This is a genomic window from Enterobacter cloacae complex sp. SHL009 (genome assembly GCF_049237205.1).
GTDB lineage: Bacteria > Pseudomonadota > Gammaproteobacteria > Enterobacterales > Enterobacteriaceae > Enterobacter > Enterobacter cloacae_M.
This window is the reverse complement of sequence record NZ_JBMKIW010000008.1, coordinates 114680-136993: the sequence shown is the minus strand read 5'-3', so window position 1 is coordinate 136993 and position 22314 is coordinate 114680. Positions and strand designations below refer to the sequence as shown.

Genomic DNA, 22314 nt, shown 5'->3' with positions numbered 1-22314 from the left:
GTCTGTATGGAATTCAGCAATCCTTTCGATAATCCGCAGGGACAGTTCGCCATTTTGCAAAACGACCGTGGGCAGTACAGCCTGTGGCCGCAGCAGTGCGAACTGCCGGCGGGGTGGCGCGTGGTGTGCGAGGCCCAGTCTCAGGAGGCGTGCCAGCAGTGGCTCGCCGGGAACTGGCGCACGCTTGAACCGTCCCATTTTGCGGAGGGGAGCGCATGAAACGGCTTCCTCTCGTCGCCGCCCAGCCGGGTATCTGGATGGCGGAACAGCTGTCCTACCTGCCAAACGCCTGGAGCGTGGCGCACTACACCGAGCTGAAAGGCGATATCGACGCGCCATTGCTGGCAAAAGCCATCGCTGAGGGCATGATGCAGGCCGATACCCTGCGAATGCGTTTTGCCGAGGATAACGGCGAGGTGTGGCAGTGGGTGGATGACACCCTCATTCTGCCGGAGCCGTCCATCGTTCGCGTTACCTCTCACGACGCTGCCGTGGCGCTGATGGAGGCCGATCTCCGCCAGAACCTGCGCGTCGACAGCGGTCAGCCGCTGGCGTTTCACCAGCTGATTCAGGTGGGGGAAAGCCACTGGTACTGGTATCAGCGCTATCACCATCTGGTGGTGGATGGCTTCAGCTTCCCGGCCATTACCCGCCAGATCGCCGCGATTTACGCCGCGTGGAAAAAGGATGAACCGACTCCTGACTCCCCGTTTACGCCATTTGCCGAAGTGGTGGAGGAGTATCAGCACTATCGCGACAGCGAGGCGTATCAGCGCGACGGCGCTTTCTGGGCCGAGCAGCGCAGGCAGCTTCCTTCTCCGGTCTCGCTCTCTTCCGCACCGCTGCCGGGACGCGCCGCTACTACCGATATCCTGCGCCTGAAAATCGCTGCCGACGGTCGCGCCTTCAGCCAGCTTGCGCAGGCGGCAGGACAGGCGCAGCGTACCGATCTGGCCCTTGCGCTGGTGGCGCTGTGGCTGGGGCGCCTGACCGGACGGCTGGACTACGCCGCCGGGTTTATCTTTATGCGACGAATGGGCTCCGCCGCGCTGACCGCGACCGGGCCGGTGCTCAACGTCCTGCCGCTGGCGGTGAATATCAACCCGCAGGAGAGCCTGCCGGAGCTGGCGCTGCGCCTGGCCAACCAGCTGAAAAAAATGCGCCGCCACCAGCGCTACGACGCCGAGCAGATCGTGCGCGACAGCGGGCGTGCCGCAGGCGACGAAGCCCTGTTTGGCCCGGTGCTGAACGTGAAGGTGTTTGATTATCAGCTGGATATCGACGGCGTGGAGGCCATCACCCACACGCTGGCGACCGGCCCGGTAAACGATCTCGAGCTGGCGCTGTTCCCGGACGAGCAGGGTGGGCTGAGCATTGAGATCCTCGCCAGTAAGCAGCGCTACGACGAGGCGACGCTGACGCGTCACGTTGCGCGCCTGAACGCGATGCTGATGCAGTTTGCGGCCAACCCGGACCTGCGCTGCGGCGAGGTGGAAACCGTTTCAGAGCAGGAATACCAGATGCTTGCGCGCATCAACGATACCGGGCTGGCGCTGCCGGCCACCACGCTGGCGGATCTGGTGGCGGAGCAGGCGAGCAAAACGCCGGACGCCCCGGCGCTGGCGGATGCGCGCGTTGAGCTGAACTATCGCCAGATGCGCGAGCAGGTCATCGCGCTGGCAAACCTGCTGCGCGAGCGCGGCGTGAAGCCGGGCGACAGCGTGGCGGTGGCTCTGCCGCGCTCGGTGTTCCTGACGCTGGCGCTGCACGGCATCGTCGAGGCTGGTGCCGCGTGGCTGCCACTGGATACCGGCTACCCGGACGATCGTCTGCGGATGATGCTCGAGGACGCGAAGCCGTCCCTGCTTATTACCACTGACGAACAGCTTCCGCGATTTAGCGATCTGTCCGTCGAGACGTTTAGTTACAACACACTGTTACCGGCCGCGGGTGCTGAACCGCTGCGGCTGGCCAAGCCGGAGCAGACGGCCTACATCATCTTTACCTCCGGCTCGACCGGGCGTCCAAAAGGGGTCATGGTCGGCCATACCGCCATCGTTAACCGCCTGAAGTGGATGCAGGACCACTACCCGCTGGACGCGACGGACGTGGTGGCGCAGAAAACGCCGTGCAGCTTTGACGTGTCGGTATGGGAGTTCTGGTGGCCCTTTATCGCCGGGGCGAAGCTGGTGATGGCAGAGCCGGACGCGCACCGAGATCCGCAGGCGATGCAGAGCTTCTTCGCACGGCACGGCGTGACCACCACCCACTTCGTGCCGTCGATGCTGGCGGCGTTTGTCGCCTCGCTGACGCCGGAAAACGTCGACTGCTGCAGAACGCTTAAGCAGGTGTTCTGCAGCGGCGAAGCGCTGCCGACCGAGCTGTGCCGCGAGTGGGAGCAGCTCACCCATGCGCCGCTGCACAACCTGTATGGCCCAACCGAAGCGGCGGTGGACGTCAGCTGGTATCCGGCGTATGGCCCCGAGCTGGCGGCGGTTGAGGGCAACAGCGTGCCGATCGGCTTCCCGGTGTGGAATACGGGACTGCGCATTCTGGACGCGATGATGCGCCCGGTGCCGTTCGGCGTGGCGGGCGATCTGTATCTCACCGGCATTCAGCTGGCGCAGGGGTATCTGGGACGTCCGGACCTCACCGCCAGCCGCTTTATTGCCGACCCGTTTGCCCCCGGCGAGCGGATGTACAGCACCGGCGACGTTGCCCGCTGGCTGGATAACGGCGCGGTGGAATATCTCGGCCGCAGCGATGACCAGTTAAAAATTCGCGGCCAGCGCATCGAGCTGGGCGAAATCGACCGGGCGATGCTGTCGCTGCCGGACGTGGCCCAGGCCGTCGCCCACGCCTGCGTGTTCAACCAGGCGGCGGCCACCGGCGGGGATGCCCGCCAGCTGGTGGGATACGTCGTCTCCGAATCCGGCTTACCGCTGGACCGCGACGCGCTGCTTGCGTCGCTCAAAGCCCAGCTGCCGCCGCACATGGTGCCGGTGGTGCTGCTGCAAATCAGCGCGCTGCCGCTCAGCGCGAACGGCAAGCTGGATCGCAAGGCGCTGCCGCTGCCGGAGTTGACGAGTAAAACCTCTGGCCGCGTGCCGGAAAGCGAATCCGAAATCGCCGTCGCGCAGGCATTTTCCGCGCTGCTGGGCTGCGAGGTCAACGACATTGAGACCGACTTCTTTGCCCTCGGCGGACACTCGCTGCTGGCGATGCGCCTGGCGGCGCAGCTTAGCCGCGCGTTCGAGCGCAAGGTTACGCCGGGGCAGATTATGGTCGCCTCCTCGGTGAGCAAGCTCAGCGCGCTGCTGGACTCGCAGATGAGCGACGAGCAGGCGCAGCGTCTGGGGTATGAAACCCTTCTGCCGCTGCGCGAAAGCGACGGGCCGACGCTGTTCTGCTTCCACCCGGCGTCCGGCTTTGCCTGGCAGTTTAGCGTCCTGGCGCGCTACCTCAGCCCGCGCTGGTCCATTGTCGGCATTCAGTCGCCGCGTCCGGACGGTCCGATGCAGCAGTGCGCTGATCTGGATGGGGTCATTGAGCATCATCTTAATACGTTGCGTAAGCAGCAGCTGCGGGGGCCATATTATCTGTTCGGCTATTCCCTCGGCGGCACGCTGGCGCAGGGTATTGCCTCCCGTCTGCGCGAGCAGGGAGAAGCGGTGGCCTTCCTCGGCCTGCTGGACACCTGGCCGCCGGAAACCCAGAACTGGTCGGAGAAAGAGGCCAACGGCCTTGACCCGGAAGTGCTGGCGGAGATCGAGCGCGAGCGTCAGGCGTTTATTGCTGCCCAGCAGGGACAGGGCTCCAGCGAGCTGTTTAACGCTATAGAGGGCAACTACGCCGACGCGGTGCGGCTGCTCACCACGGCGCACAGCGCGCGCTTTGACGGCAAAGCGACGCTGTTTGTCGCTGAGCGCACGCGAACGATGGATCCGCAGGTCGCCTGGGCGCCATGGGTGGCGGAGCTTGAGGTGTACAGCCAGGACTGCGCCCACGTGGACATCATTTCACCGCAGGCGTTTGAGAAGATAGGGCCGGTGTTGAGGGAGATATTGGGATAACGTCAAAAGCGCCGGGTGGCGGCTGCGCCTTACCCGGTCTACGGAACCGTGGTTGATGTTTGTTGGGTTTGCTCCCTCTCCCTGTGGGAGAGGGCCGGGGTGAGGGCATCAGACCGAACGCTTTCCAAGCGGCACCACCAGCGGCGTACCCGCCACCGGATCGTCAATAATCATGCAGCGCATGCCGTAGATCCGCTCGATCAGCTCCGGCGTCACAATCTCTTTCGGCGCGCCCTGCGCCACGATCTCACCGTCGCGAAGCGCAATCAAATGCGTGGCGTAGCGGCACGCCTGGTTTAAGTCGTGCAGCACCGCCGCCAGGGTATACCCCTGCGTGCGGTTCAGCTCGCTCAGCAGCTCCAGCAGGTCAATCTGATGGCTGATGTCGAGCCAGGTCGTCGGCTCGTCCAGCAGCATGATCGACGTTTCCTGCGCCAGCACCATCGCGATCCACGCCCGTTGGCGCTGTCCGCCGGAGAGGGTGTCCACGCTCTGCTGGGCGAGCCCGGTAATACCCGTCGCCTGCATCGCGCGGTTCACCGCCTCGTCATCCTCTTTACGCCAGCGGGTAAATAGCGGCTGGTGCGGATAGCGTCCGCGCGAGACCAGCTCCTGCACCGTGATGTCTCCCGGCGTGGTGGCGTTTTGCGCCAGCAGACCGATGCGTCTGGCCACCTCCTTGCTGGCGAAGCGCTGGATCTGCTCCCCGTCAAGGAACACGCTGCCCTCAGCCGGCGTCATCAGGCGGCTCAGCGTGCGCAGCAGGGTCGATTTTCCGCAGCCGTTCGGGCCGATAATGGCCGTAAAGTGGCCGTCCGGAATGGCAACGGATAAGTCACGGGCAATGATTTTTTTGCCGTAGCCGAGGGTGAGGTTTTCGCCGCGCAAGCGGGTGGTTGTGTCTGTCATTTCCTGCGTGACTCCTGAACGAGCAAGACGATGAGGTAAATTCCGCCGAGGCTGACGGTCACCACGCCCACCGGCAGTTGATAAGGCATAAACAGCCGCTGGGCGCAGAGATCGGCGGCCAGCAGCAGCAGCCCGCCGCACAGCGCCGCCTGGGTTAATCCCCAGCGCGCCGTGCCGCTAAGTCGCCGGGCGATGTGCGGCGCTACGAGGGCGATAAACGAGATTGGCCCGGCAATCGCGGTGGAGGCGGCGGTCAGCAGTACGGCGACCAGCATCAGCATCAGGCGCGAGCGTTCTACGCCCACGCCCAGCGCGCAGGCGCTATCGTCGCCCATCTCCAGCAGACGCATACGGCGCACCAGCAGCAGCGCGCCGATAAACATCAGCAAAATCAGCGGCGCGGCGGGCCAGATTTTGCCCCACGTCAGGCCGTTGAGGGAGCCTGCATACCACAGCCCGGCGGAGAGTGCGGTTTCCAGAGAAGCCTGCAACAAAAGCCAGGTGTTAAACGCCATCAGCATCGCGCGGATGCCGATCCCGATAATGATCAGCCGGAAGGTGTCAATTCCGTTGCGCCAGGCCAGGGCCCAGATGAGCAGCGAGGTCAGAATGCCGCCCGCCATCGCCGTAAAGGTAATGGCCGTCAGATGTTGCCCGAACAGCACCATCGCCACCAGCACGCCGCTCCAGGCGCCGGTGTTGAGGCCCATCACGTCCGGGCTGCCCAGCGGGTTGCGCATCAGCGACTGGAATATTGCGCCGCTCACGCCGAGCGCCGCACCGACCAGAATCGCCATCGCCACGCGCGGCAGTCGCCACTCCGTCACCACCATGGTGATGTTGCGCGGCGCGCTGCCGAGCAGGGCGTTGAAGACCTGAGTAAAGTCGAGCGTCACCGCGCCGCTGCGCAGGCTCCAGACCGCCAGCAGCAGAATGGCGATAAGCAGCAGCGAGACGCTGGTCAGTAAACGACGGGACGGGGCCATCATGCGCCACCTCCGCGTTTACGGCGAACCAGGAAGATCAGCACCGGCGCGCCGATAAAGGCGCTGACCACCGAGACGCGCAGCTCGCCGGGCACCAGCAGGCGGCCCAGCACGTCGGCAAACAGCAGCAGGGCAGGGGTCGCCAGCAGCGTCACCGGCAGCGACCAGCGGTGATCCGCCCCCACCAGCCAGCGCGCCATGTGCGGCATCATCAGGCCGATAAAGGCGATCGGGCCGACCACGGCGGTCGCGCTGCCGCACAGTACGGTGATGGCGAACAGACCAATCAGCTGCGTGCGCGCGACGCGGTTGCCGAGAGCGGTCGCGGTGTCGCTGCCAAGGCTCAGGCTGTTGAGCGACCGGCTTAAAAACAGCGCCACGGCGGCAGCGATAATGACCGGGATCGCCACCACTTTTAGGGTTTCAAGGGTGCGGATATCCAGCGAGCCGGCCTGCCAGAAGCGCAGCTGGTCGTAGACGTCCGGGTTGAGCAGAGCGATGCCGTTGGACAAGCCCTCCAGCACCGCCGCGAGCGCCACGCCCGCAAGCGTCAGGCGGACCGGGCTCAGCTGCCCGCCGCCCTGGCTGCCGGTAAAGGCGACGACCAGCGAGGCGGCCAGCGCGCCGCAGAAGGCCATCACCAGCTGTTCAGAGGGTGAGGTCAACCCGAACAGCGCCGCGCCGAGCACGATGGCAAAGCTGGCGCCGGAGTTAACGCCGAGAATGCCGGGGTCCGCCAGCGGGTTACGGGTGAGGGTTTGCATCAGGGCACCGGCAAGGCCCAGCGCGCCACCGGCCAGCAGTCCGGCAAGCGTGCGGGGCAGTCGGGCGTCGAGCACGATGACGCAGTCGGCGCTCTGGCAGGTGCCGGAGAGCGCATCAACGATAACGGACGCGGGCAGCGGCTTCGCGCCGACCAGCAGGCTGAGTGCAGCCGCAAGGCTCAGGAGCAGCAGTAAAACGGGCACGGCAACGGCGCGCACCGCAGAAGAGGAAAACGACATAGCAACATCCATGATTTGATAATGATAGTGATTATCGTTATCTATCTTATTTGGCTATGTTAGCATGTGCGCCCATGGAAAGGGTAGAAATAGACTCAAGGCTTTGTCATGAATCAAAAATCCTGGCTGCTCAACCTCAGCCTGCTGAAAGCGCACCCGGCGTATCGCGCCGTTTTTATCGCTCGCTTTATCTCCATTTTGTCCCTCGGGCTGCTCGGCGTCGCCGTGCCGGTACAGATCCAGACCCTGACGCACTCCAGCTGGCTGGTGGGGTTATCCGTCACCTTAACCGGCGGGGCGATGTTCATCGGCCTGATGGTCGGCGGCGTGCTGGCGGACCGCTACGAGCGTAAAAAGCTGATCCTGCTGGCGCGCGGCACCTGCGGCGTGGGCTTTATCGGGCTGTGTCTGAACGCGATGCTGCCGGAGCCGTCGCTGATTGCGATTTACGCGCTGGGGCTGTGGGACGGTTTCTTCGCCTCGCTGGGCGTGACGGCGCTTCTTGCGGCAACGCCCGCGCTGGTCGGGCGCGAGAACCTGATGCAGGCGGGGGCGATTACCATGCTCACCGTGCGTCTGGGCTCGGTGATTTCGCCGATGGTGGGCGGCCTGCTGCTGGCGACCGGCAACGTGGCGTGGAACTACGGGCTGGCGGCGGCGGGAACCTTCATCACCACGCTGACGCTGCTGCGTCTGCCGCTGCTGCCGCCTCCGCCGCAGCCGCGCGAGCATCCGCTGAAATCGTTGATGGTCGCGATTCGTTTCCTGTTCAGCAACCCGCTGATTGGCGGGATTGCGCTGCTCGGCGGCCTGCTGACCATGGCGAGCGCCGTGCGCGTGCTCTACCCGGCATTAGCGGGAGCGTGGCAGATGAGCGCCTCGGAGATTGGTCTACTGTACGCCGCCATTCCGCTCGGCGCGGCGTGCGGGGCGCTGACCAGCGGCAACCTGGCGCAGAGCGCGCGTCCGGGGTTGATTATGCTGCTTGCCACGCTGGCCTCGTTTATCGCCATCGGCTTCTTCAGCCTGATGCCGGTGTGGGCTCTCGGGGTGCTGTGTCTGGTGATTTTCGGCTGGCTGAGCGCCATCAGCTCGCTGCTGCAGTACACCCTGATCCAGACCCAGACGCCGGAAGGGATGCTCGGGCGCATTAACGGCCTGTGGACGGCGCAGAACGTGACGGGTGATGCGATTGGCGCGGCGATCCTCGGCGGGCTGGGCGCGATGATGACCCCGGTGGCCTCGGCGAGCTGCGGCGGGTTTGCGTTAGCGATGGTTGGCGGGATTTTGTTAGTGGCGCTGGTGGAGTTGCGGCGGTTCAGGCAGGAGGTTGTGTTGAACGACGGGGCGGCCTGACGCCCTCACCCTGGCCCTCTCCCACAGGGAGAGGGAGGGGAAATGCCTACTTAAACAATGCATTCAATCTGTCTAACACCAACATCGCGCTGTAATAATCCAGGCGGAACGTCTCCGTTCCCAATGCCCAGACCCGTTTGTTTTTCACCGACGGCAAATGCGCCAGCAGCGGGTTGGCGTAAATCGCATCCACGTCTTTCTGGTCGCCGGCAAACACAAACAGCCCTTCGCCGTTCAGCCCCGTCGCCAGGTTTTCCCCTCCCAACTGAATGATGTCGTGGCGTTTGCCCTGGCTTTTTGAGGTGTGCAGTCCGGCGGGCAGCTCCGCCAGCGTAAAGCCCAGCTGGTGCAGCAGCTTGCCCTGCGCCGATTCTACGGTCCACAGGTTGGCGCTGTGCGCGGCGGCGGTGTAGACGATGGCGTTCACCGGCTGCGGCGGCAGCCTCATCTGCTGTTTCACCTGCGCGAGCTGTTTATCAAAGGCGGCAATGCGCTCTGCGGCCTGTTTTTCCTGCCCGGTGAGGGTGCCCAGCTGGGTCAGCAGCGCCTGCCAGCTCTTGTCGTCGTAGTTGATGATAAGCGTTGGGGCGATGGCGGAGAGCTGATCGTACAGCGCCAGTGCGGAATCCCCGCCGGTAGCGCTGATCAAAATCAGGTCCGGCATCTGGGCGGCGACCGCTTCGGCGCTCGGCTCGCCGATGTACAGCCGTGCAACCTTGCGCTGTTTCGCAATATCACCCCACTGGCGCAAAAAGCCCTGCGCATCCGCCACACGATTGTTCGGCGTGGTGGCGCCGCTGGCGACGACCGGGGCGTCAATCGCCAGCAGGGAGCCGGTTAAGGTCACGCTGGTGGAGACAATGCGCGTCGGTTTGCTCTCAAGCGTGTGAACGCCTCGGCTGTCGGTCACCTGACGCGGCCAGTCGGCGGCAGCGGCTGAGGCAAGTCCTAAAACAAAAAGTCCAGATAAAAGCAGGGTATTACGGAATAGGGCAGGGAATTTCACAGCGCGACATCCTGTTTTTGTTGAAGATAATGCTTCTCATTTTCATGGTTGCCGCGAAGGGATGCAAGCTTTTGTCGCATAAGTTATTTGTCCGACGGTTGACAGCGAAGCGATGTGGGATTAGGTTAGCCGACGAAAATATAAATGATAATCATTATTGCTTCTTTTATCATTTTAAGGAGGATGATATGGACACGTCCCTGGCTGAGGAAGTTCAGCACACCGCGACCACGCTGCAATCAGACAGCTTTTTCTTTATGTCGCCTTACCGCAGTTTTACTACCTCAGGCTGTTTTGCCCGCTTCTCTGAACCCGCCGTCGGCGGCGACGATCCGGCGGGGCACTTCCAGCAAAAATTAGCCCAGGCCTTCCGGAATGCGAAAGCTAACGGCATCGCTCATCCGGTGATGGTAGGGGCTATTCCGTTCGATACCCGCAAGCCATCTTCTCTGTTTATTCCTCAGCGCTGGCAGACCTTTTCCCGTCCGGCACGTCAGCAGTCCGCACGCTATTTCTCCGGCGCGCAGGCGCTGAAGGTGGAACAGCGCACCGAGATCCCCGCTCAGCCCGTGTTCGAAGAGATGGTCGCGCGCGCCGCGTCGCTCACCGCCACGCCGCAGGTGAATAAGGTAGTGCTGTCGCGCCTGATTGATATCGCCACCGATAAAAACATGGATAGCGGTGCGCTGATGGAGCGGCTGATCGCCCAGAACCCGGCGAGCTTTAACTTCCACGTTCCGCTGGAGGACGGCGGCGTGCTGCTCGGAGCCAGCCCGGAACTGCTGCTGCGTAAAGAGGGCGCGCACTTTAGCTCGCTGCCGCTGGCAGGCTCCGCGCGCCGCCAGCCGGACGACGTATTGGATCGCGAAGCGGGCAATAAGCTGCTCGCCTCCGAAAAAGACCGTCACGAGCACGATCTCGTAACCCAGGCGATGAAGGCCATTCTGGCACCGCGCAGCCACCACCTGAGCATGCCGTCTTCCCCGCAGCTCATCACCACGCCGACGCTGTGGCATTTGGCGACGCCGGTTGAAGGTGACGCGCGTGACAACGAAAACGCCCTGACGCTGGCCTGCCTGCTGCACCCGACCCCGGCCCTGAGCGGCTTCCCGCATCAGGCGGCAAAAGAGCTGATTGCCGAGCTGGAGCCGTTCGACCGCGAGCTGTTCGGCGGCATCGTCGGCTGGTGCGACAGCGAAGGCAACGGCGAGTGGGTGGTGACCATCCGCTGCGCGCGTCTGCATAAAAACACCGTTCGCCTGTTTGCCGGCGCGGGCATTGTGCCGGCCTCCTCGCCGGTGGGCGAGTGGCGCGAGACGGGCGTGAAGCTCTCCACCATGCTTAACGTGTTTGGCCTGCACTAAGGAACGCTCATGACTATTCCCTTTACCCGCTGGCCTGAGGAATTCGCCCGTCGCTACCGTGAAAAAGGCTACTGGCAGGATCTGCCGCTGACCCACATCCTGACGGATCGTGCGGACAGCGATGCCATGGCGATTATCGACGGCGAGCGGCACATCACCTACCGCGCGTTTAATCAGGCGGTAAACAATCTGGCGTCCGCTCTTCAGGCGCGCGGGCTGCAGCGCGGCGAGACGGCGCTGGTGCAGCTCGGAAACGTGGCCGAGTTCTACATCACTTTCTTCGCGCTGCTGCAAATCGGCGTCGCGCCGGTGAACGCGCTCTTTAGCCATCAGCGCAGCGAGCTGAACGCTTACGCGGAGCAGATCAAACCCGCCGCGCTGATTGCCGATCGCGACCACGGGCTGTTTGCGGGCGATGATTTTCTTAACACCTTTGTGGATGCGCACCGCTCGGTTCGCGTCGTGCTGCTGCGCGGCGATAAGGACGAACACGCCCTGGAAGCGGCGATTGCGCGTCCGGCGGACAATTTCATCCCGAACCCAACGCCCGCCGACGAAGTGGCGTTTTTCCAGCTTTCCGGCGGTAGCACCGGCACGCCGAAGCTGATCCCGCGCACGCACAACGATTACGACTACAGCATTCGCCGCAGCAACGAGATTTGCGGCATCACCGCCGATACGCGTTACCTGAACGCGCTGCCCGCGGCGCATAACTACGCCATGAGTTCGCCGGGATCGTTAGGCGTTTTCACCGCGGGCGGCTGCGTGGTGCTGGCGAACGATCCGAGCGCCACGCTCTGCTTCCCGCTGATTGAACGGCATCAGATTAACGTCACCTCGCTGGTTCCTCCGGCGGTGAGCCTCTGGCTGCAGGCGATTGCCGACGGCGCGGGAAGCGCGCAGCTTAAATCCCTCAGGCTGCTGCAGGTGGGGGGCGCACGTCTCTCCGCCACGCTCGCGGCGCGCATTCCGGCGGAAATCGGCTGCCAGCTTCAACAGGTGTTCGGCATGGCGGAAGGGCTGGTGAACTACACCGCGCTCGACGACGCGCCGGAACGCATCATCAACACCCAGGGCCGCCCGATGTGCCCGGACGACGAAGTTTGGGTGGCGGACGAGAACGGAAACCCGCTGCCGCGCGGTGAGGTTGGGCGTCTGATGACGCGCGGGCCGTATACCTTCCGCGGCTATTTCAACAGCCCGGAACACAACGCCAGCGCCTTTGACGCCGACGGCTTTTACTGCTCCGGCGATCTGATTGCCATTGACGAGCAGGGCTACATCACCGTGCAGGGGCGCGAGAAAGATCAGATCAACCGCGGCGGCGAGAAGATCGCCGCCGAAGAGATTGAAAACCTGCTGTTGCGCCACGAGTCGGTGATCCACGCCGCGCTGGTGAGCATGGAGGACAGCCTGCTGGGCGAAAAAAGCTGCGCGTATCTGGTGGTGAAACAGCCCCTGCGCGCGGTCGAGGTGCGCCGCTTCCTGCGCGAGCAGGGCGTTGCCGAATTCAAGCTGCCGGACCGCGTGGAGAGCGTGGATGCGCTCCCGCTAACGCCGGTCGGTAAAGTCGATAAGAAACAGTTGCGCCTGTGGCTTGCTGAACGCGCCCGGGGCTGAGGAACAGAGTATGGCCATTCCAAAATTAACCGCTTACGCGCTGCCGACCGCCGCAGATCTGCCGGCCAACAAGGTGAACTGGGCGTTCGAGCCTGAGTGCGCCGCGCTGCTAATCCACGATATGCAGGAGTATTTCCTGAACTTCTGGGGCGAAAACAGCGCGATGATGCAGCAGGTGGTGGCGAATATCGCCAGACTGCGCGCTTACTGCAAAGCGCACAATATTCCCGTCTACTACACCGCCCAGCCGAAAGAGCAGAGCGACGAAGACCGCGCACTGCTGAACGACATGTGGGGGCCAGGCTTGACCCGCTCACCGGAGCAGCAGCGCATTGTAAGTGAACTGACCCCGGACGAAGCGGACACGGTGCTGGTGAAGTGGCGCTACAGCGCGTTTCACCGCTCGCCGCTGGAGCAGATGCTGAAAGAGACGGGCCGCAACCAGCTGCTGATTACCGGCGTCTACGCCCACATCGGCTGCATGACCACCGCCACCGATGCCTTTATGCGCGACATCAAGCCGTTCTTTATCGCCGACGCGCTGGCGGATTTCACCCGCGACGAGCATCTGATGTCGCTGAACTACGTGGCAGGGCGCTTGGGCCGCGTAGTGATGACCAACGAGCTGCTGCCGTCCGTTCCGGCGATCAAAGCCGCGCTGCGCGAGCTGATCCTGCCGCTGCTGGACGAGTCCGACGAGCCGATGGATGACGAAAACCTGATCGACTACGGCCTGGACTCGGTGCGCATGATGGCGCTGGCCGCCCGCTGGCGCAAAGTGCACGGCGATATCGACTTCGTGATGCTGGCAAAAAATCCCACAATCGACGCCTGGTGGGCGCTGCTCTCCCGCGAGGTGAAGTGATGGGTCTGGATTTCACCGGTAAAACCGTCTGGGTGACGGGCGCGGGTAAGGGGATTGGCTACGCGACGGCGCTGGCGTTTGTTGAGGCGGGCGCACGGGTGACCGGCTTCGATCTGGCGTTTCCGCTGGGCGATTATCCGTTCGCCACTGAAACCCTGGACGTGGCGGATGCCGCGCAGGTGCATGAGGTGTGCGGGCGCGCGCTGGCGTCGCTTGAACGGCTGGACGTGCTGGTCAATGCGGCGGGCATTCTGCGCATGGGGGCGACGGACCAGCTTTCGCAGGAGGACTGGCAGCAGACCTTCGCGGTTAACGTCGGCGGCGCGTTCAACCTGTTCCAGCAGACGATGGGCCAGTTCCGCCGTCAGCAGGGCGGGGCGATAGTCACCGTGGCGTCCGACGCGGCGCACACGCCGCGCATCGGCATGAGCGCCTATGGCGCGTCGAAGGCGGCGCTGAAAAGCCTGGCTATGACCGTCGGGCTGGAGCTGGCGGGCAGCGGCGTGCGCTGTAACCTGGTGTCGCCGGGCTCAACGGACACCGATATGCAGCGCACCCTGTGGAAAAGCGACGACGCGGAGCAGCAGCGTATTCGCGGCTTTGGCGAGCAGTTCAAGCTTGGCATTCCGCTGGGCAAAATAGCTCGTCCGCAGGAGATAGCCAGCACGGTGCTGTTCCTTGCATCCGATGCCGCCAGCCATATCACCCTGCAGGATATGGTGGTGGACGGCGGCTCCACGCTGGGAGCGTAAGATGATCTGGAAACGTCATTTACCGCTCGAGGAGCTGAACGCAACCAGCCTGAATACGCTGGTGGCGCATCTCGGCATTGTCTATACCCGTATCGGTGACGACACGCTGGAAGCGGAGATGCCGGTGGATGCGCGCACCCATCAGCCGTTTGGCCTGCTGCACGGCGGCGCGTCGGCGGCGCTGGCGGAAACGCTGGGGTCGATGGCCGGTTTTCTGATGACCCGCGACGGGCAGAGCGTGGTGGGGACGGAGCTTAACGCCACGCACCATCGTGCGGTCTCTCACGGCAAAGTGCGCGGCGTTTGCCAGCCGCTGCATCTGGGGCGTTCGAGCCAGAGCTGGGAGATTGTGGTATTCGACGAGCAGGGGCGGCGGTGCTGCACCTGTCGGTTGAGCACGATGGTGTTGGGCTAAGCCAGGCAGATCAAAGTGATCGGCTTAACACTGTGGTGTAAATCTCTGGTTTGACCACGCATTATTGCGTTTCAAAGTTGTTAAATTTTTCCGGTTGTTCTAGAAACAAAATGTAACATCTCACTGTTTCACAACAACGGACAACAACTATGAACAACTCAGGGAAATACCTTATATGGGCAGGGCTCTCCGTTGTGGGAGCCTTTGCCCTGGGCTATATCGCCCTCAACCGGGGGGAACAGATCAATGCGCTCTGGATCGTCGTCGCCTCCGTCTGCATTTATCTGATCGCGTACCGTTTTTATGGCCGCTATATCGCCAAGAACGTTCTGGCCGTTGACGCTACGCGCATGACGCCTGCCGTCCGCCATAACGACGGGCTGGACTACGTGCCGACCGACAAAAAAGTGCTGTTCGGTCACCATTTTGCGGCGATTGCCGGAGCGGGTCCGCTGGTGGGGCCGGTGCTGGCGGCTCAGATGGGCTACCTGCCGGGGATGATCTGGATCCTCGCGGGCGTGGTGCTGGCGGGCGCGGTGCAGGACTTTATGGTGCTGTTCGTCTCGACCCGCCGCGACGGGCGTTCGCTGGGTGAGCTGGTGAAAGAGGAGATGGGGGCAACCGCCGGGGTAATTGCGCTGGTGGCGACCTTTATGATCATGGTGATCATCCTCGCGGTGCTGGCGATGATCGTGGTGAAAGCGCTGACCCACAGCCCGTGGGGGACCTATACCGTTGCCTTCACCATTCCGCTGGCGCTGTTTATGGGGATCTATATTCGCTACCTGCGCCCGGGCCGCATTGGTGAGGTGTCGGTAATTGGCCTGGTATTCCTGGTGTTCGCCATTATCTCCGGCGGCTGGGTGGCGGAAAGCCCGACCTGGGCGCCGTTCTTCGACTTTACCGGCGTCCAGCTGACCTGGATGCTGGTGGGCTACGGCTTTGTGGCGGCGGTGCTGCCGGTATGGCTGCTGCTGGCTCCGCGTGACTATCTCTCTACGTTCCTGAAAATCGGCACCATCGTCGGGCTAGCGATCGGCATTCTGATTATGCGCCCGACCCTGACCATGCCTGCGTTAACCAAATTCATCGACGGTACCGGCCCGGTCTGGACCGGCAACCTCTTCCCGTTCCTGTTTATCACCATCGCCTGCGGCGCGGTGTCGGGCTTCCACGCGCTGATCGCTTCCGGCACCACGCCGAAGATGCTGGCGAATGAAAATCAGGCCTGCCTGATCGGCTACGGCGGCATGCTGATGGAATCCTTTGTCGCCATCATGGCGCTGGTCTCTGCCTGCATCATCGACCCGGGCGTGTATTTCGCGATGAACAGCCCGATGGCGGTACTGGCACCGGCTGGTACCGTTGACGTGGTGGCGTCCGCCGCGCAGGTAGTGAGCGGCTGGGGCTTTGCGATTACCCCTGATACGTTGACGAGCATCGCCAGTGAAGTGGGCGAGCAGTCGATTATCTCCCGTGCGGGCGGGGCGCCGACGCTGGCAGTGGGGATGGCCTACATCCTGCACGGCGCGCTGGGCGGGCTGATGGACGTGTCGTTCTGGTATCACTTCGCCATCCTGTTCGAGGCGCTGTTTATCCTGACGGCGGTAGATGCGGGTACCCGCGCGGCGCGCTTTATGCTGCAGGACCTGCTGGGGGTGATCTCCCCGAACCTGAAGCGTACCGATTCGCTCCCGGCTAACCTGCTGGCGACGGCGCTGTGCGTGCTGGCGTGGGGATACTTCCTGCACCAGGGCGTGGTTGATCCGCTGGGCGGAATTAACACCCTGTGGCCGCTGTTTGGTATCGCCAACCAGATGCTGGCGGGCATGGCGCTGATGCTCTGCGCGGTGGTGCTGTTCAAGATGAAGCGCCAGCGTTACGCGTGGGTGGCACTGGTGCCAACCGCGTGGCTGCTGATCTGTACCCTGACGGCGGGCTGGCAGAAGGCCTTCAGCCCGGACAATAAGGTGGGCTTCCTGGCGATCGCCAACAAGTTCCAGGCGATGATCGACAGCGGTAAGATCCCGGCGCAGTACACCGAGTCCCAGCTGTCTCAGCTGGTGTTTAACAACCGTCTGGACGCCGGGCTGACCATCTTCTTTATGGTGGTGGTCGTGGTGCTGGCGTTGTATTCTCTGAAGACCGCGCTGGCGGCGTTGAAAAACGATAAGCCAACGGCGAAAGAGACGCCGTACGAGCCGATGCCTGAAAACCTGGAAGAGATTGTGACCCAGGCGAAAGGGGCGCACTAACCTGTGTGCCGGGTGGCGGCTTCGCCTTACCCGGCACACATTTCTTCTCCGGCCTTTCCCTTCGGGAGAGGGCCGGAAACAAACGAGACACTGATTATGTTCGACACCCTTTCCAAAGCAGGTAAGTACCTGGGCCAGGCCGCCAAGATGATGATTGGCGTGCCGGACTACGACAATTACGTCGAGCATATGCGCGTTAACCATCCGGACCAGACGCCCATGACCTACGAAGAATTTTTCCGCGACCGCCAGGATGCCCGCTACGGCGGCAAGGGCGGGGCGAAGTGCTGTTAACCCTCTTTCGGTAAATAGAGGCTGATCTGTTCCTGCTTGCAGCCGTAGATCGCCGCCAGCTTTTCACGGGTGCGCTTTTGCGGACGGAAGTCGAGCGCTTCCAGCTGCGACACGGCGGACTGGGTGATGCCGAGTTTTTCCGCCACCTCCTGCTGGGACATGCCGCGCAGGATACGCCACGCGGCCTGCAGGCTGACGTTCTGCCAGGTCATGATGCTGCATACTTCTCCCGGCAATTCCACGTCATCCAGACTATCGTGTTCGACCTCAATATCCTCCAGATCGTCATCGGTTTCGTCGTCAATTTCTGCCATCTGTAAGAGCATTCGAAAATATTCGTGATAGGGAATAACGACGTACTGCGTTTTCCCATTATCGTCCTTGATTAGCTGTACAGCCATAGTTGGCACTCTCCTCATGCAGGTAAGTCGTTGAAGTTCTGCGCTTGACGGCCAAAACAAAACAATGGTCATCGGGATCGTCCCGAAGCGTATAGACGATGCGGTAATCGCCTATGCGAAGCCGGAAATGATTTTCTGTCGTCGATATTTTTTTGATATCGGGTCGGGGAGCCGAGCTGTCATCCAGCTCGGAGAGCTTTACCTCAATTCGACGCTGATATCGCTCGTCAATTCTGGAAAATGCCTTTTTTGCACCATTTGACCAGACAATCTTCATCCGTACCTCCACTGTACGCCCACACAAAGTATAAGGAAATAATAAGGCTATTAGATAAATTCCGAATTTCTAATGGGATACTGTAGAGCGGTAAAATAACCGGAGAAAGCGGCAAAACGCGAACCGTCGAGGGCGCTCGGAAACGCCTCTGCCGGGCGACAGAGGCTTGCAGGGAGATTGCGATCAGGCGTTCAAACCGCCGTCCACGTCCAGGCCGGTACCGGAGATCTGCCCGGCCGCCGGGCTGGCAAGAAACGTGACCGCCGCCGCGACGTCTTCCGGCTGACCGTAATGACCCAAAGCAATAAGCTGACGCTGAGAGTCAGCCTGTTCCCCGTCTTCCGGGTTCATATCGCTGTTGGTGGGGCCGGGATGCACCAGGTTAACGGTAATGCCGCGCGGCCCTAAATCACGAGCCAGCCCGCGGGTGAGGGAATTCAGCGCCGATTTGGTCATCGAGTAAACGGCAATGCCCGGCTGCGCCACGCGGTTTGCCAGACAGCTTCCGATGTTGATAATGCGCCCGCCGTCGGACATGTGCACCAGCGCTTCCTGAATGGCGATCACCACGCCGCGAATATTGACGTTGATAAGGGCGTCAATGTCCGCCAGCGTCATGGACTCCAGCGGGCCGCCGCGCGCGATCCCGGCGTTGTTGACCAGAATGTCCAGCCCGCCAAGAGAACGCGCCGCATGGGTGACGGCATCCTGAATCGCCTGCGCGCTGGCGCTGTCGGCCTGCACGGCTTCGCTGTGGCGCCCCAGCGCCTTAATCTCATCGGCGACCGCCTGGGCTTTATCGGCAGATTTTTCATACGTAATAATCACATCCGCACCGGCGCGCGCCAGCGACAGGGCAATCGCACGACCCAGCCCGCGGCTGGCACCGGTAACCAGCGCCTTTTTACCTGTTAAATCGATCTGCATGATGACCTCTTTACGAGAGTGGTAAGAATCATCATTAGGTATAGCCTGTCGGGGCGATTAACGGCTGAAGGATTCCACTTTCTCAAACGCGGCGCGCAGAACGTCAGGCGTTAACGTAACAGGTAAATAGTGAATCGACTCCACCGGGCGCAGGGTGTGGGCTATGACCCGATCCAGCTCGTCGCGGTTATTGATGTCGACGTCCAGCTCGCGCAGCGTGGTCGGCAGGTTAAAACGCTGGTACGCCGCGACCAGCTGCGCCAGCACGTCGTCCTGGCCGAGCAGGGCGCTCTGCACCAGAATCCCGTAGGCTACCTTGGTGCCGTGCAGGTATTTTTCCGTCTGCGGCAGCACGGTTAAGCCGTTGTGTACCGCATGCGCCGCCGCCACGCGGGTGTAGCGCTCGCCCAGGCCGCCAACCATTCCGCCGCCGGCGATGATTGCATCGACCACGTCCCGAAACGCCTGCGTCTGTTCGCCGCGCTGCTGGTCGGCCAGCGCCTCTTCGCTGCGCGTCAGCAGCACGTCGCGGATCGCCAGCGCGCCGTTGATGCCCAGCCGCACGGTCAGCGGCAGGTTCTCCGGCTCAGGTGCCAATACCACCGCTTCGTACCACTTCGCCAGCGTATCGCCGATGCCCGCCAGCAGATACTCCGCCGGGGCGTTAAGGACGATCTGCGGCTCCACCAGCACCAGGAAGTTGGCGTCGTCGAAGATCTCAAAATGCAGCGCCTGACCGGCATCGTTGTACCAGACGGAGAGCGGGGTCCACGCCGCGCAGGTGGCGGCAATGGTGGGGATGCCCACGAACGGCACCCCTAAGCGGCGCGCCACGGCCTTGACGGTATCCATCACCGCGCCGCCGCCGACGCCAATCACCACGCTGGCGTCGCTGCCGGATTCATTCACCAGATGGGTGACGTCGCGCTCGCTGCAGTGGCCTTTAAACAGCAGGCGTTTCGCCCCTGGCGCGTTAAAGCTCTCCGGCAGGAAAGGGCGCGCGCCTTCGATAGCGCGCTCGCCGTAAATCCACACCGCGCGGGAAAGCTGTTCCGGGGTAAAGAAATTATCCAGCCGCGCAAGGCTTCCGGGATGAGAGAAGTAGTTCGCCGGGCCAGGCACGACGCGGATATCGGTGTTGCTCATGATGGTGTCCTTTTTGCGGAAGCGCTAACCCGATGTTATGTCTGGACATCCGGATGGCTAATAATATTTCGCTTTAACTTATGCCTTTTCCGTCGTTGTCAGTCAACCGGAGCTGTGAAAAATTCGATAAATCAGAAGAGTAATGAAGGATTTACGCGGATGGTTTTCAGTCGCCTTGAGATGCGCGGTATCAGCCTGGCCTTTTCCGGCTTTCAGGCGCTGTCGCGCGTGAATTTCACCTTAACCGGCGGATCCGTACACGCGCTGACCGGCGCCAACGGCGCGGGGAAATCGACGCTGATGGCGGTGCTGTGCGGCACGCACGACCACTATGAGGGCGAGATCAGCATCAACAACCAGCCGGTGAGCATCCGCGAACCGCTTGACGCCAAACGGCTGGGGATCCACCTCGTGCAGCAGGAGGTGGACGTGGCGCTGATCCCGGGGTTAAGCATCGCCGAAAACATCATGCTCGACCAGCTGGCGCAGCCGGGGCATCGCTTCAGCTGGCGCGCGATCCGCCAGCAGGCGAGACAGGCGTTGGCGCAGCTCGACGTGACGCTGGACGTTCGCCGTTCCATCGACGGCTGTTCGCTGGCCGAAAAGCAGCAGATTTTGCTGGCACGCGCCTTGTCCCATCACTGCCGTTTTTTGATTCTTGATGAGCCCACCGCGCCGCTGGACGCGCATGAGAGCGAGCGCCTGTTTGGGGTAGTGAGACGCTTAAAGCAGCAGGGCATCGGCGTGGTGTTTATCTCTCACCGCATTCACGAGCTGAAGGCCATCTGCGACACCCTGACGGTGTTGCGCGACGGCAAGCTGATCGAGTCCGGCCCGATGGCCGATCTTAGCGGCGAAGCGATCGTCGAGAAGATGCTCGGCCACGTGCTGAGCGATATCTATCCGCCCGCGCGTCCGCCGCACGGCGAAGAGACGCTGCTGCGGGTGGAAGGTCTGCATGACGACGCGCTGCTGAAAGATATCTCCCTGCACCTGCGCAAAGGCGAAATCCTCGGGATTGCCGGGCTGGCGGGCGCGGGGAAAACCGAACTCTGCAAGGCGCTGTTTGGCGCCACCAAAAGCCGCGTGGCGCGCGGTGAGCTGAATCATCAATCCTGGCAGCCGTGCGACCCGGCCGACTCCGTGCTGCGCGGTCTGGCGCTGGTGCCGGAGGAGCGGCGCAAAGAGGGCATTTTTATCGACGAACCGGTGAGCATGAACCTGGCGGTAACGGCGGATAACAGCTTCTCGCGCTGGAGCCTGTTTGGCCATCGTCAGGCGTGGCGCTGGGCGGAAGAGGTGATAGCCCGCGTCGGCGTGCGTGCGCGTGGGCCGGGGCAGGTGCTGCGCCGTCTCTCCGGCGGCAACCAGCAGAAGGTTGCCATCGGTAAATGGCTGCGCAATGACGCCAGCGTGCTGATCTTCGACGAGCCGACCAAAGGCGTGGACGTGAAGGCCAAAACCGATCTGTTCCAGCTTATTGACGGCCTGGCGCGCGAGGGCAAAGGGGTGATTTACGCTTCGGGCGAATTTGCCGAACTGGTCGGGTTGTGCGACCGCATCTGCGTGCTGTGGGACGGGCGCATCGTGGCGGAAATCGCCGGGGCCGAGGCCCGCGAAGAGACACTACTTTATTATTCAACCGGAGGAACGGCGTCGTGAGCAAGGCCCTTTCAGTGAACGCGGCGGCGTCTGGCCGCCAGCAGATTTTCGATTTTCTCTACAGGTGGGGCATGCTGTTGACCGTCGTCGCGCTGGTGGCCGTCTTTGGCCTGGCGTCGGACAGCTTCCTCGATCCGAACAACATCATCAACATTCTGCGCTCGATTGCCATCGTGACGGTGATTGCCATTGGCGTGTCGATCTCGTTGACCATCGGCGGGTTCGATCTCTCCGTCGGATCCACCGCCTCGCTGGCGAACGCGCTGGTGGTTTCACTTTTCGTCTGGCACGGCTTGGGTACCACCGAGTCGATTCTGATCACCCTCGCGCTCTGCACGCTGGTGGGGCTGTTTAACGCCTTCCTGATCGTCATCCTGCGTATTCCTGACATGCTCGCGACGCTTGCCAGCCTGTTCGTCATTCAGGGCGTGGCGATGACCTACAGCTACGGCGGGTCGATTACCGAGAACATGGTGCTGCCGAGCGGCGACATGGCGGAAGGCACTATTCCGGTGGCGTTCAGCCTGCTGGGGCAGGTGCCGACCATCGTTATCGTCATGCTGGTGGTGACCGTGCTGGCGCAGCTGGGCCTCTCGTTGACCACTCACGGGCGCCGGATGTACGCCATCGGCGGCAACCCCGAAGCCGCGCGTCTCTCCGGCATTCGTACCACGCGCTACAAGGTGGCGGCCTACGTGATTGCCTCGCTGCTGGCGGGCCTGGGCGGGATTTTGCTGGCTTCGCGCATCGGTTCGTCGCAGGTAAATGCGGGCGGCGGATACCTGATGGATGCGGTGGCGGCGGCGTGGATTGGCTTCTCGCTGGCCGGATCCGGCAAACCGAACGCGCTGGGAACCCTGGTCGGGGCGGTCATTCTCGGCGTGCTGTCGAACGGGCTGGTGATGCTCTCCGTGCCGTATTACGCCATGGACATTATAAAAGGGCTGGTGCTCGCGGTAGCGCTGGCGATTACCTACATACAAAAACGCTGACAACACAACG

At 62.5% G+C, this 22314-nt stretch carries 20 protein-coding genes; 12 read left to right on the top strand and 8 right to left on the bottom strand.

Translation table 11 applies throughout. The annotated features are described in order from the left end of the window. Positions 1-6 precede the first annotated feature (6 nt). Together ACOTZC_RS17900 and entF are read left to right on the top strand one after the other, a co-directional pair. On the top strand, positions 7-219 hold the full coding sequence (locus tag ACOTZC_RS17900; RefSeq protein WP_045402044.1) for an MbtH family protein: 213 nt from the start codon (positions 7-9) through the stop codon (positions 217-219). Continuing rightward, complete coding sequence (gene entF / locus ACOTZC_RS17895) at positions 216-4073, top strand: enterobactin non-ribosomal peptide synthetase EntF (RefSeq protein WP_421635901.1); 3858 nt, start codon at positions 216-218, stop codon at positions 4071-4073. Before ACOTZC_RS17900 ends, entF begins: the two co-directional genes overlap by 4 nt. Positions 4074-4181: 108 nt before the next feature. Here the strand turns inward: entF and fepC are convergent, their stop codons facing one another. Genes fepC through fepD form a run of 3 tightly spaced genes read right to left on the bottom strand, consistent with a single transcriptional unit; the run spans position 4182 to position 6972 of the window. Then, the gene (gene fepC, locus ACOTZC_RS17890; protein WP_239632084.1) at positions 4182-4982 is read right to left on the bottom strand and encodes an iron-enterobactin ABC transporter ATP-binding protein; all 801 of its coding nucleotides are present in this window, start codon (positions 4980-4982) and stop codon (positions 4182-4184) included. Further along, entirely contained in the window at positions 4979-5968 is a 990-nt protein-coding gene (fepG, locus tag ACOTZC_RS17885; RefSeq protein WP_239633154.1) for an iron-enterobactin ABC transporter permease, read from the bottom strand. The genes fepC and fepG overlap by 4 nt, the downstream gene beginning before the upstream one ends. Next, a complete protein-coding gene (gene fepD, locus ACOTZC_RS17880) occupies positions 5968-6972 on the bottom strand; it encodes a Fe(3+)-siderophore ABC transporter permease (protein WP_023310703.1) in 1005 nt (334 codons plus the stop codon). The genes fepG and fepD overlap by 1 nt, the downstream gene beginning before the upstream one ends. Positions 6973-7080: 108 nt before the next feature. Between fepD and entS the strand changes: the two genes are divergently transcribed. Then, positions 7081-8328: an enterobactin transporter EntS gene (gene entS, locus ACOTZC_RS17875; RefSeq protein WP_239632086.1), complete on the top strand. Its 1248-nt coding sequence runs from the start codon at positions 7081-7083 to the stop codon at positions 8326-8328. A gap of 46 nt (positions 8329-8374) precedes the next feature. Here entS and fepB read toward each other — a convergent pair whose 3' ends face one another. Next, a complete protein-coding gene (gene fepB / locus ACOTZC_RS17870; protein WP_134866680.1) occupies positions 8375-9334 on the bottom strand; it encodes a Fe2+-enterobactin ABC transporter substrate-binding protein in 960 nt (319 codons plus the stop codon). 188 nt (positions 9335-9522) lie between these two features. On the opposite strand from fepB, the gene entC reads away from it, so the two are divergent. The 7 genes from entC to ACOTZC_RS17835 all read left to right on the top strand — a co-directional run bounded on the left by entC (position 9523) and on the right by ACOTZC_RS17835 (position 16899). Continuing rightward, positions 9523-10698: an isochorismate synthase EntC gene (gene entC, locus ACOTZC_RS17865; protein ID WP_045402061.1), complete on the top strand. Its 1176-nt coding sequence runs from the start codon at positions 9523-9525 to the stop codon at positions 10696-10698. A 9-nt stretch (positions 10699-10707) separates the two neighbouring features. Next, the gene (entE, locus tag ACOTZC_RS17860; RefSeq protein ID WP_252040789.1) at positions 10708-12318 is read left to right on the top strand and encodes a (2,3-dihydroxybenzoyl)adenylate synthase EntE; all 1611 of its coding nucleotides are present in this window, start codon (positions 10708-10710) and stop codon (positions 12316-12318) included. A gap of 10 nt (positions 12319-12328) precedes the next feature. Next, positions 12329-13183, top strand: a complete 855-nt coding sequence (locus ACOTZC_RS17855; RefSeq protein WP_421635900.1) for an isochorismatase family protein — start codon at positions 12329-12331, stop codon at positions 13181-13183. Next, positions 13180-13935: a 2,3-dihydro-2,3-dihydroxybenzoate dehydrogenase EntA gene (gene entA / locus ACOTZC_RS17850; protein WP_421635899.1), complete on the top strand. Its 756-nt coding sequence runs from the start codon at positions 13180-13182 to the stop codon at positions 13933-13935. Before ACOTZC_RS17855 ends, entA begins: the two co-directional genes overlap by 4 nt. Before the next feature lies 1 nt (position 13936). Next, positions 13937-14350 carry a proofreading thioesterase EntH gene (entH, locus tag ACOTZC_RS17845; protein WP_029740111.1) on the top strand — a complete coding sequence of 138 codons (414 nt, stop codon included), beginning with the start codon at positions 13937-13939 and terminating at the stop codon, positions 14348-14350. Between the two features lie 149 nt (positions 14351-14499). Then, positions 14500-16605: a pyruvate/proton symporter CstA gene (gene cstA, locus ACOTZC_RS17840; protein ID WP_023310711.1), complete on the top strand. Its 2106-nt coding sequence runs from the start codon at positions 14500-14502 to the stop codon at positions 16603-16605. Positions 16606-16701: 96 nt separating this feature from the next. Then, positions 16702-16899, top strand: coding sequence for a YbdD/YjiX family protein (locus ACOTZC_RS17835; RefSeq protein ID WP_006809671.1), 198 nt, complete (start codon positions 16702-16704; stop codon positions 16897-16899). Here ACOTZC_RS17835 and ACOTZC_RS17830 read toward each other — a convergent pair. The 4 genes from ACOTZC_RS17830 to ACOTZC_RS17815 all read right to left on the bottom strand — a co-directional run bounded on the left by ACOTZC_RS17830 (position 16896) and on the right by ACOTZC_RS17815 (position 19650). Further along, on the bottom strand, positions 16896-17300 hold the full coding sequence (locus ACOTZC_RS17830; RefSeq protein ID WP_421635898.1) for a helix-turn-helix domain-containing protein: 405 nt from the start codon (positions 17298-17300) through the stop codon (positions 16896-16898). The two genes, ACOTZC_RS17835 and ACOTZC_RS17830, sit on opposite strands and share 4 nt — an antisense overlap. Then, positions 17272-17577, bottom strand: coding sequence for a type II toxin-antitoxin system RelE family toxin (locus ACOTZC_RS17825; protein WP_047173400.1), 306 nt, complete (start codon positions 17575-17577; stop codon positions 17272-17274). The genes ACOTZC_RS17830 and ACOTZC_RS17825 overlap by 29 nt, the downstream gene beginning before the upstream one ends. Before the next feature lie 183 nt (positions 17578-17760). Further along, positions 17761-18504, bottom strand: a complete 744-nt coding sequence (locus tag ACOTZC_RS17820) for an SDR family NAD(P)-dependent oxidoreductase (protein ID WP_032661029.1) — start codon at positions 18502-18504, stop codon at positions 17761-17763. A gap of 57 nt (positions 18505-18561) precedes the next feature. After that, a complete protein-coding gene (locus tag ACOTZC_RS17815; protein ID WP_047742554.1) occupies positions 18562-19650 on the bottom strand; it encodes an oxidoreductase in 1089 nt (362 codons plus the stop codon). Positions 19651-19809: 159 nt separating this feature from the next. On the opposite strand from ACOTZC_RS17815, the gene ACOTZC_RS17810 reads away from it, so the two are divergent. Both ACOTZC_RS17810 and ACOTZC_RS17805 read left to right on the top strand, forming a co-directional pair. Then, on the top strand, positions 19810-21312 hold the full coding sequence (locus ACOTZC_RS17810; protein ID WP_421635897.1) for a sugar ABC transporter ATP-binding protein: 1503 nt from the start codon (positions 19810-19812) through the stop codon (positions 21310-21312). Then, positions 21309-22304 (top strand): ABC transporter permease, encoded by a 996-nt coding sequence (locus tag ACOTZC_RS17805; RefSeq protein ID WP_023310717.1) that lies wholly within the window; start codon positions 21309-21311, stop codon positions 22302-22304. Before ACOTZC_RS17810 ends, ACOTZC_RS17805 begins: the two co-directional genes overlap by 4 nt. Positions 22305-22314: the final 10 nt, after the last annotated feature.

Bases quoted from the DNA above. Each gene is read 5' to 3' on its own strand.
- ACOTZC_RS17900 (WP_045402044.1), top strand. From the start codon at position 7: ATGGAATTCAGCAATCCTTTCGATAATCCGCAGGGACAGTTCGCCATT.
- entF (WP_421635901.1), top strand. From the start codon at position 216: ATGAAACGGCTTCCTCTCGTCGCCGCCCAGCCGGGTATCTGGATGGCG.
- fepC (WP_239632084.1), bottom strand. From the start codon at position 4,982: ATGACAGACACAACCACCCGCTTGCGCGGCGAAAACCTCACCCTCGGC.
- fepG (WP_239633154.1), bottom strand. From the start codon at position 5,968: ATGGCCCCGTCCCGTCGTTTACTGACCAGCGTCTCGCTGCTGCTTATC.
- fepD (WP_023310703.1), bottom strand. From the start codon at position 6,972: ATGTCGTTTTCCTCTTCTGCGGTGCGCGCCGTTGCCGTGCCCGTTTTA.
- entS (WP_239632086.1), top strand. From the start codon at position 7,081: ATGAATCAAAAATCCTGGCTGCTCAACCTCAGCCTGCTGAAAGCGCAC.
- entC (WP_045402061.1), top strand. From the start codon at position 9,523: ATGGACACGTCCCTGGCTGAGGAAGTTCAGCACACCGCGACCACGCTG.
- entE (WP_252040789.1), top strand. From the start codon at position 10,708: ATGACTATTCCCTTTACCCGCTGGCCTGAGGAATTCGCCCGTCGCTAC.
- ACOTZC_RS17855 (WP_421635900.1), top strand. From the start codon at position 12,329: ATGGCCATTCCAAAATTAACCGCTTACGCGCTGCCGACCGCCGCAGAT.
- entH (WP_029740111.1), top strand. From the start codon at position 13,937: ATGATCTGGAAACGTCATTTACCGCTCGAGGAGCTGAACGCAACCAGC.
- cstA (WP_023310711.1), top strand. From the start codon at position 14,500: ATGAACAACTCAGGGAAATACCTTATATGGGCAGGGCTCTCCGTTGTG.
- ACOTZC_RS17835 (WP_006809671.1), top strand. From the start codon at position 16,702: ATGTTCGACACCCTTTCCAAAGCAGGTAAGTACCTGGGCCAGGCCGCC.
- ACOTZC_RS17830 (WP_421635898.1), bottom strand. From the start codon at position 17,300: ATGGCTGTACAGCTAATCAAGGACGATAATGGGAAAACGCAGTACGTC.
- ACOTZC_RS17825 (WP_047173400.1), bottom strand. From the start codon at position 17,577: ATGAAGATTGTCTGGTCAAATGGTGCAAAAAAGGCATTTTCCAGAATT.
- ACOTZC_RS17820 (WP_032661029.1), bottom strand. From the start codon at position 18,504: ATGCAGATCGATTTAACAGGTAAAAAGGCGCTGGTTACCGGTGCCAGC.
- ACOTZC_RS17815 (WP_047742554.1), bottom strand. From the start codon at position 19,650: ATGAGCAACACCGATATCCGCGTCGTGCCTGGCCCGGCGAACTACTTC.
- ACOTZC_RS17810 (WP_421635897.1), top strand. From the start codon at position 19,810: ATGGTTTTCAGTCGCCTTGAGATGCGCGGTATCAGCCTGGCCTTTTCC.